Source organism: Micromonospora sp. NBC_00389, from assembly GCF_036059255.1.
GTDB lineage: Bacteria > Actinomycetota > Actinomycetes > Mycobacteriales > Micromonosporaceae > Micromonospora.
The window spans coordinates 372291-384799 of record NZ_CP107947.1 but is presented as its reverse complement, the minus strand read 5'-3'; the positions used below and the strand labels follow the sequence as shown (position 1 = coordinate 384799).

Genomic DNA, 12509 nt, shown 5'->3' with positions numbered 1-12509 from the left:
CGGTCAGTATGGACGGCGCGGCCGGCGTCGGAGGTTCCGGCGGGGGCGTGTCTTGCAGAAAAAGACGACCACGGGTACGCCGAATCACGGCGGACCCGTGGTCGCGGCCCGTCGACCACGCCTACCCGAGCACGCCATCCCGCCGGAGGGACCCATGCGCACCGTCCTGCGCCGACCCGACTTCCGCCTGCTCTTTGGCGGCCTGCTGGCCAGCATGACCGCCGAGTCGATCCTGCTGCTCGCACTGGCCATCTGGGTCAAGGACCTGACCGGCTCCGACGGGCTCGCCGGCGCAACGATCTTCGCCGTCATCGCACCGATGACGCTGGCGCCGCTGGTCGGCTGGTTCGTCGACCGCTACCCGCGCCGGCCCTTCTTCGTGGCCGCGAACCTGGTCACCGCGGCGCTGCTCACCCCGTTGTTCATCGTCCGGGACGCGGGCGACGTCTGGCTCGTCTACCTGGTGGCGGCCCTGTACGGCCTGTCCCACATCACGCTCAGCGCGGCACTCAGCGGGCTGATCCGGCAGTTGGTCCCGGTGGAGTTGCTGGCCGAGGCGAACGGCGTGCTGCAGACCGTACGACAGGGGCTGCGGCTGATCGGCCCGCTGGCCGGCGCGGCGCTCTACGCGGCGATCGGCGGATGGGCGCTGGCCGGAATCGGCATGGTCGGCTTCCTGACCGCAGCGGCGGTGGTGACCGCGCTGCCCACCCCGCACCCGGCGCCGCCGACCGTGCGGCTGCGCTGGCCGGCCGAACTGGGTGCCGGGCTGCGACACCTGGCCGGTGAGCCGGCCCTGCGCCGGGCACTGCTCGGCTACGGACTCGGGTCGCTCGTGATGGGCTTCAGCGAGTCGCTCATCTTCGCCTACGTCGACCAGGGGCTGAACCGGGACGCCGCGTTCGTGGGCGTGCTGGTCACCGTGCAGGGCGTGGGTGGGCTGCTCGGTGGGCTCTGCTCGCCGGCGCTGATTCGCCGGCTCGGCGAGGTCGGCACGTTGGCCACCGGCGTTGCCCTGTTCGGGCCGGCCGCGCTCGCGCTCGCGTACCCCGATCTCCGGCTCGGGTTCGCGGCGGTGCTGCTGGCCGGCGTCTCGCTCCCGCTGACCATGGTGGGCCTGCACACGCTGATTCAGCGACGTACCCCGCCGGGGCTGGTCGGCCGGGTGGCCGCGGCCACCGAGGCGGTGATCAGCGGGCCGCAGGCGTTCTCCATCGGCGCGGGCGCCCTGCTGGTCGGGTTCCTGGACTACCGGGCGCTGTTCGCGCTGATCGGGGTGGCCACCATGGCCGCTGGCGGCTACCTCTGGCGGGGCCGGCACCTGAGCGCGCCGCCCGGTGCCCGCCCGCCGACGCCGCCGAGCCGTCCGACGCTTCCGGCACCCCAGCGCCCGGCCGAGGACGCCGAGCGGCAGGTGGCCGGCACCCGACCGCCGGGGCGGTGACGGATACCGGACACGACGAGCGGCCGCCCCAGGGGGCGGCCGCTCGTCGAGGGTGAGCCGACCGGTCAGGCGGTGAGGGCCGCCAGGTGCTGCTTGACCTGGTTGATCGAGGGGTTGGTCAGGGCGCTGCCGTCGGCGAAGCGCAGCGTCGGCACCGTCTGGTTGCCGCCGTTGACGCTCATCACGAAGTCCGCGGCCTTCGGGTCCTGCTCGATGTCGACCACCTCGTACCCGATGCCTTCCCGGTCGAGCTGCGACTTCAGCCGGTGGCAGTAGCCGCACCAGGGGGTGGAATACATCGTCAGCATGGTCGGATCCTCCAACTCCTTCGGCCGGCGGCTTGCGGATCAAGCCGAGGCTGTTCGCTGCAACGTCCGGGGTAGCTGAGATGATTCCTGGTTGTGGTGGTTCACTCAGCGTCGGAACGCGTGCTCGCCGGGCTGGACCCTGAGCAACGCTCCGCGGTGACCGCGCCCGCCGGGCCGGTCTGCATCCTGGCCGGCGCCGGCACCGGTAAGACCCGCGCGATCACCTCCCGGATCGCCCACCGGGCGCTCTCCGGCGAGATCTCCCCCCGGCACGTGCTCGCGGTCACCTTCACCGCCCGGGCCGCCGCCGAGCTGCGGAGTCGTCTCACGGTGCTCGGGGTGGGCGGTGTCCAGGCGCGCACGTTCCACGCCGCCGCACTGCGCCAGGTGCGCTACTTCGCCCCCCGGCTGCTGGCCGGCCGGGCCATGCCCGAGCTACTGGACAGCAAGGTGCGCCTGGTCACCCTCGCCGCCGCCCGGGTCGGCCTGCGTACCGACCGGGCCGCCGCACGGGACCTGGCCGGCGAGATCGAGTGGGCCAAGTCGTCGCTGGTCGAGCCGGGGGAATACGTGGTGGCGGCGGCCCGGGCGTTGCGCGACACCCCGCATGAGCCGACGAAGGTGGCCGACGTGTTCACCGCGTACGAGCAGCTCAAGCGGTCCAACGGGGTGATCGACTTCGAGGACATGCTGCGCGCCGCCGTGTGGGGCATCGAGGAGCACCGGGACGTCGGCGAGCAGGTCCGCAGCCAGTACCGGCACTTCGTGGTCGACGAGTACCAGGACGTCAACCCGCTCCAGCAGCGGTTGCTGGACGCCTGGCTGGGCGGCCGGGACGACCTGACCGTGGTCGGCGACGCCAGCCAGACGATCTACTCGTTCACCGGGGCGACCTCCCGATACCTGGTCGACTTCCCGCGCCGGCACCGGGGAGCCACCGTGGTCCGGCTGGTCCGCGACTACCGCTCCACCCCGCAGGTGGTCGGCCTGGCCAACGCGGTGATCTCCCAGGCCCGGGGCACCGAGGCACGGCTGCGCCTGGAGTTGAGCGGGCAGCGCCCGGCCGGTCCCGAGCCGGACCTGCGGATCTTCACCGACGAGCCGGCCGAGGCGACCGCGGTGGCCACCCGCTGCCGGACGTTGATCGACTCGGGCACGCCGGCGAAGGAGATCGCCGTGCTGTTCCGGACCAACGCGCAGTCCGAGGCGTACGAGAAGGCGCTCACCGAGGCCGAGGTGCCGTACGTGGTGCAGGGCGCGGAGCGGTTCTTCGAACGGACCGAGGTACGCCAGGCGATGGTCGCGCTGCGCGCCGCCACCCGGTCGATCCCGGGGGAGACCCCGCTCCCGACCGCCGTCGTCGAGGCGCTCACCGCGGTCGGCTGGGCCCCGGACGCACCCCCGGCCGGCGGCGCCGCCCGCGAGCGGTGGGAGGCGCTGGCCGCGCTGGTCCAGCTGGCCGAGGAGTACGCAGCCACCCCCGAGGTGCTGCCGATCGGCGAGGCGGCCTCGGTGGAGCGCGCGGTCACCCTGACCGACTTCACCGAGGAGCTGGCCCGCCGGGCCACCCAGCAGCACGTGCCGACGGTGGACGGGGTGACGCTGGCTTCGCTGCACTCGGCCAAGGGGTTGGAGTGGGACGCGGTCTTCCTGGTCGGCCTCGCCGAGGGCACCCTGCCCACCACGTACGCCAAGACCGTCGAGCAGGTCGAGGAGGAGCGTCGGCTGCTCTACGTCGGGATCACCCGCGCCCGGCAGTGGCTCTGGTTGTCGTACGCCGCCGCACGCTCGCCGGGCGGACGGGCCCGGCGGCCGTCGCGGTTCCTCCCCCAACTGGACCGCTCCGGTGGGACCGAGCGGGCCGTCGCCAGCACCGGTCCGGCCCGCCGCCCCGAGCGGCGCCGCACCCAGATCGTCTCCTGCCGGATCTGTGGCGCGACCCTGCTCGCCGGCCCGGATCGGAAGCTGGGCCGCTGCCCCACCTGCCCGTCCGATATCGACGATGAGCTGCACGAACGGCTGCGCGAGTGGCGTCAGCGGGTGGCCGGGGCGCAGAAGGTGCCGGCGTACGTGATCTTCACGGACGCCACGCTGACCGCGCTGGCCGAGCGGAAGCCCGGCCGGCCGGAGGAGTTGATCGCCATCGCTGGTATCGGCCCCCGCAAGTTGGGCCTCTATGGGGAGTCGGTGCTGGCGCTGGTGGGGGGCGCGGGGGTGGACGATGTCTGCCCGGAGAAAACTTTCGAAATCTCGTCGTAAATTCGTTTGCCCTCGCCCCGGCGCGAGGAATAGCCTCAGAACACACCACGCGAGCGGCGCCATTCCGGCTGCTCACGGGGGGTTGGTCCAGTCGATCCGAGGAACGTTGAGGGAGGTGGCACCCGTGAAGATCTTCACCTATGAGCGTCTGGCGGCGATGCCAGCTGTCCACGCTCCGCTGTCGGCTGTCCGGGTGGCCCTTGTGGCTGCACGACCGTCGGTTCCGCAGGTGCACCAGGTTCAGGCCGAGCTGAACCTGACCGTTGCACCCACCGGAGTCGAGGGGACCAGTGGCTTCACGGGCATGGGCATTCAGGGCGCCAAGAAGCGCATGGATGTCCGCGGCGTTCCACCTCGAGGTAGACCGGTCTGACCATCAGACACCGGCTCACTTCGAGGCCGCGGAACCCGCATACCGGGATCCGCGGCCTCAGTTTTTTGCCCTGCCGAAGTACGTCGGAATGCGATCCACGAGATCGAAGTGAGAGAGAGGTGACCGGGCGATGAGTCTGGCGTTGGCCCCCCTCGACGTGAGCGTCGAGATGGAGGCGAACCTGCCCTGCCGGAAGTTCGACCCCGACCTGTGGTTCTCCGACTCGCCTGCCGAGCTCGAGCTGGCCAAGTCGCTCTGCGGGGACTGCCCGTTGCGCGTCGAGTGCCTGGCCGGAGCGGTGGAGCGAGCGGAGCCGTGGGGCGTCTGGGGCGGCGAGATCTTCGAGCGTGGCGCGGTCGTCCCGCGCAAGCGGCCCCGTGGCCGTCCGCGCAAGGAGGACGTCGCCCGTGACGCCGAGCTCCGGGTCGAGGCCGAGGCGCGCCTGGCGGCCAGTGGGCTGTCCGAGGTGCGTGGCGCGGTCCGGCTGGCAGCCTGACATGTTCCCGATCCGTCCCAACTACGCCGGTGTCACACCGGCAGCGAGTGAGAAAACGATGTTGCACGTACCGACTGGAGCCTTTGAGATGCAACTACTCCACGAAGCGTTGTCCCGGGCTCGAATGCGCCGGCCTCAGGCCGGTCGTACCACCACGAGCACTGAGGCAACCCGATCCGCCCGTACCGTCGCCATGAACAGCCGTAACCAGTCGGCGCGCGACCTGGGCGTTCTCTAGTACCACCCCACGCAGAAGGGCGGGTGCCACCGGCACCCGCCCTTCCTGGCGTCGACGGTGTGTTCAGGCGACGGGGGCGAAGCCCGGCAGCCAGCGCTCCAGGATGCTCCGGTACGGGGCCTTCGCCTCCAACTGGCAGAGCACCCCGATCGACCCGAGCGTCACCCGGTGGATGAGCAGGTACGACGGCGGCAGGTTGAGCTGCCGGCTCAGCTGGTAGGTGGGGGAGCGGGGGCTTGCCAGTCGGGCCGCCTCGGCCCGCAGCCACGCCCGGGTGAAGCGGAACCCGTCGGCGGCGATGGGCTCCAGCATCGGCCGGAGGAAGTCGAGCACCCCCTCGGCGTCGATCTCCGCCGTGGGGCTGATGAACCCCTCTGACCGCAGCCCGGCCACGACCCCGTCGGCGTCGCTGCGCAGGGCCAGCGCGGCGATGCGACCGATCGGCTCCGGTGTGCCCTCGGGCATCCGAGCCACCGCACCGAAGTCGATCACCCCGAGCCGGCCGTCGGGCAGCAGCCGGAAGTTGCCCGGGTGCGGGTCGGCGTGCAGAAGGCCGGCCCGCTGCGGCGCGGAGAGGTGCAGGGTGGCCATCAGCCGGCCAGCCTCGTCCCGCCGCTCCTCGGTGCCTTCCCGGATGATGTCGGCCAGCGGTGTGCCCGTCACCCACTCGGTGACCAGCACCCGGGGCGACGTGGAGACCACCGCCGGGATGTAGATCTCCGGGTCGTCGGCGTACGCGGCGGCGAAGGTGCGCTGCGACTCGGCCTCCAGCTCGTAGTCCAGCTCCTCGGTGATCCGCTCGCGCAGCTCAGCCAGGAGCGGCTTGACGTCCAGGCCGGGCTGGATGGCCCGGAACATCCCGCCCAGCCGGGAGAGCTGCTTGAGGTCGGCGAGCAGCGCGTCACCGGCGCCCGGGTACTGGATCTTGACTGCCACGTCGCGGCTGTTCGGTTCGCCCGCCGGGCCGTACCCCGGCTCGCGCCACCGCGCCCGGTGCACCTGCCCGATGCTGGCCGCTGCGGCCGGGGTGTCGTTGAACTCGACGAACCGGTCCCGCCAGTCCGGGCCGAGCTGCTCGGTCAGCACCTTGTGCACGCTGGCGACGGGGAGTGGCGGTGCGGCCTCCTGGAGCTTGGTCAGGGCCTGGCGGTAGGGGGCGGCGATCTCCTCCGGCAGGGCCGCCTCGAAGACCGACAGCGCCTGGCCGAACTTCATCGCGCCGCCCTTGAGCTGGCCCAACACGCTGAACAGCTGCTCGGCGGTGCGCTGCTGGATCTCCGCGGAGATCACGTCGGAGGCGAGCCCGGTGACGCGCTTACCCATGCCGAGGACGGTCCGACCGGCGAAGCCGAGCGGCAGAGCGGCGAGCTTGGCGGTCCGGGACACGGCCCGGCGCGGGATGTCGGTCACACGGTCATTGTTACCGACCGGAGGGCTCCGTTGCTGCTCTGCGGCTGGGCTGGTGCCCACGCCCGCTCCGCGAGCACCCGCACGCGGGATGTGGCGGCCAGCCCCGGCGGCGGAAGCGGCCGGCGCCGATGATCTCCATGGCACCGCCGAGCGTCTCCGGACTGCCGCCGTCGAGCTGCGCCAGCGCTTCGGCCAGCGCGTACCCGGTGGCCGCGAGGAGCGTGCCGGCCGCGCCGGCCGCCATCGGCTCGGCGGCAGCGAGTTGGGCGGCGAGCCGTGGCCAGGCCGGGTCGCGGTCGGCCCGGTGCAGCTCGACGCAGTGCAGGCAGGGCCCGGCGGGCGGGCGGACCAGCGGCCCGATGACCGGTACGCCCTCGCGCACGGTGACCAGCAGGTGCGGCTGGCGGCGCTGGGCGAGACCGGCGGCGAGCAGCGCGGGCGGACGGTCCGTGCCGAGCTGGATCACCAGGTCGAAGCGGGTCGGCCGGCCCGGGTGGGTGCCGGTCCCCGGCGCGACGCGGTTGACCGCGGCCCGTACCGCCGGTGCCAACGGCTGGCCCAGCTCGCTGGCGGGGATGCCGGTGCCGACCAGGTCGACGGGGCGTACCGGGCCGGTGAGATGCGGGATCACCTGCCCGATGCCGGACTGCGCCAGCGCCACCGCCAGCGAGCCACCGAGCGCCCCGGCGCCGGTGAGCAGCACCCGGGCGGCCAGCCGCTGGCGGAGGACCTGCGCGGGGGTGCCGGGCAGCCGGGCCGCGGCCAGGGCCAGCGCAGCGGCCTCCGCGGCGAGCCGGGCCCGGACCGGGCCGGCCAGGTCGCGGGGGAGCAGATTGTGTGCGGGCACCAGCAGGCCCGCCGCGCGCAGGGCGTCGAGCAGGCTGTACGCCTCGTCGGTGGAGACCTGGGTGGCGGCTGGGTGCGCCAGCACGGCGCGTTCGCTGCGGGTGCCGTCCAGCAGGTCGAGCAGGCGGGCGGCGCGCGGGTTCGCCAGCTCCAGCAGGACGGCGGGCCCCGGGCCGACGCCGAGCTGGAGGGTGTGCCGGTCCCGCCAGAGCCGGCTGAGGCCGGGCAGCAGCGTGGGGCGGGGCAGCGCAGTACGGCTCATGATGACGAATCGTGACCGCGTCCGTGCGCTCGGTCGATCGTTGTCCACAGGTGGCCGGGCCGTTGTCCAGCGCTGTCCACAGGATTTGCCGGGTTATCCACAACCCGCCGGTAACGGTGTCGGTCACCCGACAGACCGTCGATGACCGGGTGGCCGCACTGCGGTGATCACCGTCCGATACGGCAACGGGGGCGGGGTGGCCGTCGCTGGCCACCCCGCCCCCGTCCACCCGTACGGGTCAGACCTTGGCCTTGCCGAGGATGCGGTTCACTGTTGTGCCGCAAACCGGACACTTGCCCTTGGCCATGTTCATCCCGGTCTTCGAGACCTCGACGTGCCCCTCGAAGTCCCGCTTCTCCTTGCACTTCACGCAGTAACCGTTGTAGGTCGTCTGGGCCTGGTCGGCCACGGTGCCCTCCTCGTCTCGTCCGCCGGTCAATACCGTCCCGGCGGGGTGCCCGGCGGCGGGCCACAGGGGGCGCCGGCGCTGGGTCTCACTCCGCAGCCACCATCGTGACCGCTGGTCCGCGGACCCTACCCAGGTCTGGGCGGTTCCATGTCAGCTGTGCATCGACACTGTGAGCTAGTCGACGTCGAGAGTGTGCATGGCGAATTAGGTCTGATAAGTCAGTTTGGCGGGGACACGCCGGCCAAACCCTCTCAGCCACCCGTGCGGGTGGCCCCGCGGAGGCGCGAGCGGGGGTGATCACCTACGGTGGAGGGGAGCCGCGCAGCGCCGCCATCGGTGTTCACGAAGGGTGACGAGATGGCCTGGCGGCAACCCGACCAAGAAATTTTCGGGACGCCGGGCGACCAATCGCCATTTTCTGGGCGCGTGTCGTGCGGTTGACTCTTGCGGACCCCTGGTCAGTACGCATTAGCTTTCCTTCGTGACACGTAGCCGAGGCTGCGCGGGCCAGTGATGGCGGGGACGCGCAAGCCGGTCGTCGAGGTGCGGCGCAGCCAGCGCCGACGACGTACGGTGTCTGCGTACCGTGACGGTGAGCGGGTCGTCGTCCTCATCCCGGACCAGTTCTCCCGGGCCGAGGAGAGCGAGTGGGTCGACCGGATGCTGGCCCGGCTCGCGGCCAGGGAGGGTCGGCTGGCCCGCTCCGACGACGAATTGTTGGCCCGGGCCACCCGGCTGATCGATCTCTACCTCGTCGGGTACGGCGCGAAGGCGGTGCCGGCGAGCGTCCGGTGGGTCACCAACCAGAACGGCCGGTGGGGCTCCTGCACCCCCGCCGACCGCAGCATCCGGATCTCCCATCGGGTGCAGGACATGCCCGAGTGGGTCATCGACTACGTGCTGCTGCACGAGCTTGCCCATCTCATCGTGCCCAGCCACAACGCCCGGTTCTGGGCGCTGGTCGGCCGCTACCCCAAGGCGGAACGAGCCCGCGGCTACCTCGAAGGCGTCGCCGCCGCCTCCTGCGCCCCGCTCCCCACCTGACCCCCCCGCCCTGATCGCCCCGCCCTGATGGGCTGGCTGGCCTCCGGCGCCCTAGATCGACTCCATGTCCGCGATATCGCGCTGTCCGCGCTCCAGGACACCCCACCATCGCCGATATGGAGTCGATCATGGGGGGAGGGCCGCGCCGGGCCGCGCCGGGCCGCGCCGGGCCGCGCCGGGCCGCGCCGGGCCGCGCCGGGCCGCGCCGCGCCGCGTCGGGGGCGCTAGGGTCGGGGGATGGCGCGGCGGGTGGTGGTGGCGTTGCTGGGGCCGGTGCACTGGTCGCCGCCCGGCGTTGACCGGGAGGACTGGCGCGCGGCGCTCGCCGAGGACGTCGTCGACCTGTTCGCCACGCTCAACGAGGTGGAGGTCGCGGTCGCGGTGACCCCGGCCGACCGTGCTCTGGCGGACGCGCTGGTCTGGCCCGGCACCGCCGTGTACGAGGTGCCCGAGCCGACGCCGAACGCGGTGTTCGCCGCGCTGGAGGGCTACGACCAGGCGGCGGTGCTCGCCGGCGACGTACCCGACCTGCCCGCGCTGACCGTCGGCAAGCTGCTGCGCCCGCTCACCACCCGACCGGTGGCGGTCGCTCCGGTGGAGGGCGGCGGCCCGGGCCTGCTCGGGGTGGCCGTACGGCTGCCTGTGCCGGGTTGGCTGCCTCCGCTGGATCTGGAGACCGCGAGCCCGGCCGACGCGCGGGCCGGTGCCCCTCGACCACAGGACGTGGCGGTCACCGCCGGCTGGCGCCGGCTGCGCGGCCCGGCCGACCTGGCCACCCTGGACCCGGCCTTCGAGGGCTGGGAGGCCACCCGCGCCCTACTCTCGGGCTCGGGCCGCCCTGCCTGACCGGTCAACCAGCCTGACCGGCCGCGAGAAGCCCGGTGCCGGGTGCCCGCGGTGATCTGCGGGCACCCAATGGCCGTCGTCAGGGCTTGGCGTCGCCGTCGGTGTCGCCGTCGGTGTCGGTGTCGGTGTCGTCAGGCTGGCCCGGGGCCTTCTCCTCCACCCCGCCGGGCGCGGTGAAGTCGAAGTTGTCCAACTCGCTCAGGTCCATGTCGTTCATCGCGAACGCGACCGGGTCGGCGAAGTCGTCGTCCGACGGGAGCAGGTCCGGGTGGCCCCACACGGCGTCCCGACCGGCGATGCCGCGGTGCTCGGTGAGCGCGGCCCAGAGCGCCGCCGCCTCGCGCAGCCGGCGCGGGCGCAGCTCCAGGCCGACCAGCGCGGCGAAGGTCTGCTCGGCGGGACCGCCGGCGGCCCGGCGACGGCGGAACGCCTCACCCAGTCGGACGACGTTGGGCAGTCGGTCGCTGGCGGCGCTGTCCACCACGTGGCACACCCAGCCCTCGACCAGGGCCAGCGCGGTCTCCAGCCGGGCCAGCGAGGCCTTCTGGGCCGGGCTGTCCTCCGGCGTGAAGATGCCCTCCAGGGCGATCGCCTGCATCGACTCCGGGTCGGTCGGGTCGACCCGGCCCATCGCCTCCTCGATCGCCTCCCGGTTGACCCGGATGCCCGCGGCGTACATCTCGACCGCGCTGAGCACGTGCCCGCGCAACCACGGGACGTGCTGGAACAGCCGCTGGTGGGCGGCCTCGCGCAGCGCCACGTAGAGGCGTACCTCGTCCTCGGGAAGCTCCAGGCCCTCGCCGTACGCCCGGATGTTGGCCGGGATCAGCGCGGCCGTGCCCGCCGGGCCGAGCGGTAGCCCGATGTCACCGGCGGAGAGCACCTCCGCGGCGAGCGAGCCGAGCGCCTGACCCAACTGGCCGCCGAAGAGCGCGCCACCGAGGGTGGCCACCATCGACTGCATTGGGCCGAGCTGGGCGCGGGCCTCCGGCGGCACCAGGTCGCCCATCGCGCCGACCATCCGGCTGGCCACCGGGTCGCAGAGCTTGCGCCAGACGTCGAGCGTCTTGAAGATCCACTCGTTCCGGTTCCACGCCACCGGGGACTGGATGCCGGAGGGCCACGCCGAGGCGGGTTCGAGCCACAGGTCAGCGAGGCGCAGGGCCTCCTCGACCGCGTTGCGCTCGTACGGCGACACCGCCGGGTCGCCGGCAGCCGCCAGCTGGCTGGCCGCCACCTGCCGGGCCAGGTCCCAGTTGACCGGCCCGCTGCCCGGCGCGGAGAGCAGGTGCTGCAACTGCGACATGAACTGCTGCATCTGCGCGGGATCGTTGGGGTCTGGTGGTTGCCCACCCGGGAGCGCGAAACCGAACGGAATATCAGGCACGACGTCTACGGTACGCGCGCCGCGCCCCAGGTCGCCGCCGCTGGCGTTGCGCTGAGGGCGAAGTCGTGCGCGCATCCGGCAGCCGCGCTCCGGGCGGTCGGTACTCTCTGCCGCATGAGACGTCGTGGCCTGACGGTCCTGCTCGGTGCCCTGTTCACCGCCCTGCTGAGCATCGGGGTGCTCCGGGTGCCGATCCCGTACGTGGTGCTCGGCCCGGGCCCGACGGTCAACACCCTCGGCACGGCCGGCGGCAAGGAAATCATCCAGATCTCCGGGCGGGAGACGTCGACCTCCGCCGGCCAGCTCCGGCTGACCACGGTGGGGGTGCAGCCCACGGTGCGGCTCCGGGCGGCGATCGCCGGCTGGTTCTCCGACGACGAGGCGGTGGTGCCGCGGGAGCTGGTCTACCCGCCGGGGGAGTCGACTGAGCAGGTCGAGCAGCGCAACGCCGAGGACTTCCAGGCGTCGGAGACCAGCGCTGAGACCGCGGCACTGCGCGAACTGGGCTTCCCGGTGCAGGTAGTGGTCAAGACGGTGGCCGCGGACGGCCCGTCCGCCGGGGAGCTCAAGGTCGGCGACGTGGTCACCTCGGTCGACGGCCAGCCGGTGCCGGTGGCCACGAAGCTCACCGAGCTGATCCGGGCCAAGCCGGCCGGCACGGCCCTGGCCATCGGCTACACCCGTGACGGTGTGCCGGCCACCGCGACGGTGACCAGTCGCGAGCAGGACGGCCGGCCGCGGATCGGCGTCGAGATCGACCAGCAGCAGCCGCACCCGTTCACGCTCGACATCGACCTGGAGGACATCGGCGGGCCGAGCGCCGGCCTGATGTTCGCCCTGGGCATCATCGACAAGCTGACCCCGGCCGACCTCACCGGCGGCAAGGTCATCGCCGGCACGGGCACCATCGACGACGAGGGCGCGGTCGGCCCGATCGGCGGGATCGCCCAGAAACTGGTCGGCGCGAAGCGCGCCGGGGCCAAGGCATTCCTGGTACCGGCCGACAACTGCGCCGAGGCGGTCCGCAATCCACAGCCCGATCTGCCGCTGCTGCGGGTGGGCTCATTGGACGAAGCATTGACCGCGCTGGAGACGCTGCGCGCGGGGGGCCAGCCGACCCGCTGCTGACTCGTGTGACCGTGCCCCGCCACGTTCAGGAACACCCCGTACTCTGGGTGCCTGGTCGG

The 12509-nt window shown here is 72.8% G+C and carries 12 protein-coding genes; 7 read left to right on the top strand and 5 right to left on the bottom strand.

Going from position 1 to position 12509, the window contains the following annotated elements:
* The first annotated feature begins 154 nt into the window (after nt 1-154).
* The gene (locus OG470_RS01835) at nt 155-1444 is read left to right on the top strand and encodes an MFS transporter (RefSeq protein WP_328420098.1); all 1290 of its coding nucleotides are present in this window, start codon (nt 155-157) and stop codon (nt 1442-1444) included.
* Between the two features lie 65 nt (nt 1445-1509).
* On the opposite strand, the gene OG470_RS01830 is transcribed toward OG470_RS01835, so the two are convergent.
* Nucleotides 1510-1752, bottom strand: a complete 243-nt coding sequence (locus OG470_RS01830) for a mycoredoxin (protein WP_328420097.1) — start codon at nt 1750-1752, stop codon at nt 1510-1512.
* 93 nt (nt 1753-1845) lie between these two features.
* On the opposite strand from OG470_RS01830, the gene OG470_RS01825 reads away from it, so the two are divergent.
* The 3 genes from OG470_RS01825 (at nt 1846) to OG470_RS01815 (ending at nt 4880) form a co-directional block, all read left to right on the top strand.
* On the top strand, nt 1846-4011 hold the full coding sequence (locus tag OG470_RS01825) for an ATP-dependent DNA helicase UvrD2 (RefSeq protein WP_328420096.1): 2166 nt from the start codon (nt 1846-1848) through the stop codon (nt 4009-4011).
* Nucleotides 4012-4135: 124 nt separating this feature from the next.
* Nucleotides 4136-4384: a hypothetical protein gene (locus tag OG470_RS01820; RefSeq protein WP_328420095.1), complete on the top strand. Its 249-nt coding sequence runs from the start codon at nt 4136-4138 to the stop codon at nt 4382-4384.
* A gap of 130 nt (nt 4385-4514) precedes the next feature.
* On the top strand, nt 4515-4880 hold the full coding sequence (locus tag OG470_RS01815) for a WhiB family transcriptional regulator (protein WP_328420094.1): 366 nt from the start codon (nt 4515-4517) through the stop codon (nt 4878-4880).
* A gap of 301 nt (nt 4881-5181) precedes the next feature.
* On the opposite strand, the gene OG470_RS01810 is transcribed toward OG470_RS01815, so the two are convergent.
* The 3 genes from OG470_RS01810 to OG470_RS01800 all read right to left on the bottom strand — a co-directional run bounded on the left by OG470_RS01810 (nt 5182) and on the right by OG470_RS01800 (nt 8045).
* Nucleotides 5182-6528 carry an ABC1 kinase family protein gene (locus OG470_RS01810; RefSeq protein WP_328420092.1) on the bottom strand — a complete coding sequence of 449 codons (1347 nt, stop codon included), beginning with the start codon at nt 6526-6528 and terminating at the stop codon, nt 5182-5184.
* 10 nt (nt 6529-6538) lie between these two features.
* The gene (locus OG470_RS01805; RefSeq protein ID WP_328420090.1) at nt 6539-7636 is read right to left on the bottom strand and encodes a TOMM precursor leader peptide-binding protein; all 1098 of its coding nucleotides are present in this window, start codon (nt 7634-7636) and stop codon (nt 6539-6541) included.
* 238 nt (nt 7637-7874) lie between these two features.
* The gene (locus OG470_RS01800) at nt 7875-8045 is read right to left on the bottom strand and encodes a DUF5679 domain-containing protein (protein ID WP_167457767.1); all 171 of its coding nucleotides are present in this window, start codon (nt 8043-8045) and stop codon (nt 7875-7877) included.
* Between the two features lie 513 nt (nt 8046-8558).
* Between OG470_RS01800 and OG470_RS01795 the strand changes: the two genes are divergently transcribed.
* Complete coding sequence (locus tag OG470_RS01795; protein WP_328420088.1) at nt 8559-9089, top strand: M48 metallopeptidase family protein; 531 nt, start codon at nt 8559-8561, stop codon at nt 9087-9089.
* Nucleotides 9090-9326: 237 nt separating this feature from the next.
* Nucleotides 9327-9935 (top strand): hypothetical protein, encoded by a 609-nt coding sequence (locus OG470_RS01790; RefSeq protein WP_328420085.1) that lies wholly within the window; start codon nt 9327-9329, stop codon nt 9933-9935.
* A 79-nt stretch (nt 9936-10014) separates the two neighbouring features.
* On the opposite strand, the gene OG470_RS01785 is transcribed toward OG470_RS01790, so the two are convergent.
* Nucleotides 10015-11322, bottom strand: coding sequence for a zinc-dependent metalloprotease (locus OG470_RS01785; RefSeq protein WP_328420083.1), 1308 nt, complete (start codon nt 11320-11322; stop codon nt 10015-10017).
* Between the two features lie 114 nt (nt 11323-11436).
* Between OG470_RS01785 and OG470_RS01780 the strand changes: the two genes are divergently transcribed.
* Nucleotides 11437-12450: a YlbL family protein gene (locus tag OG470_RS01780; RefSeq protein ID WP_328420082.1), complete on the top strand. Its 1014-nt coding sequence runs from the start codon at nt 11437-11439 to the stop codon at nt 12448-12450.
* Nucleotides 12451-12509: the final 59 nt, after the last annotated feature.

What these genes read in the sequence shown, in the direction of transcription:
- OG470_RS01835 (WP_328420098.1), top strand. Translation starts at nt 155, where the DNA reads ATGCGCACCGTCCTGCGCCGACCCGACTTCCGCCTGCTCTTTGGCGGC.
- OG470_RS01830 (WP_328420097.1), bottom strand. Translation starts at nt 1,752, where the DNA reads ATGCTGACGATGTATTCCACCCCCTGGTGCGGCTACTGCCACCGGCTG.
- OG470_RS01815 (WP_328420094.1), top strand. Translation starts at nt 4,515, where the DNA reads ATGAGTCTGGCGTTGGCCCCCCTCGACGTGAGCGTCGAGATGGAGGCG.
- OG470_RS01805 (WP_328420090.1), bottom strand. Translation starts at nt 7,636, where the DNA reads ATGAGCCGTACTGCGCTGCCCCGCCCCACGCTGCTGCCCGGCCTCAGC.
- OG470_RS01795 (WP_328420088.1), top strand. Translation starts at nt 8,559, where the DNA reads ATGGCGGGGACGCGCAAGCCGGTCGTCGAGGTGCGGCGCAGCCAGCGC.
- OG470_RS01790 (WP_328420085.1), top strand. Translation starts at nt 9,327, where the DNA reads ATGGCGCGGCGGGTGGTGGTGGCGTTGCTGGGGCCGGTGCACTGGTCG.
- OG470_RS01780 (WP_328420082.1), top strand. Translation starts at nt 11,437, where the DNA reads ATGAGACGTCGTGGCCTGACGGTCCTGCTCGGTGCCCTGTTCACCGCC.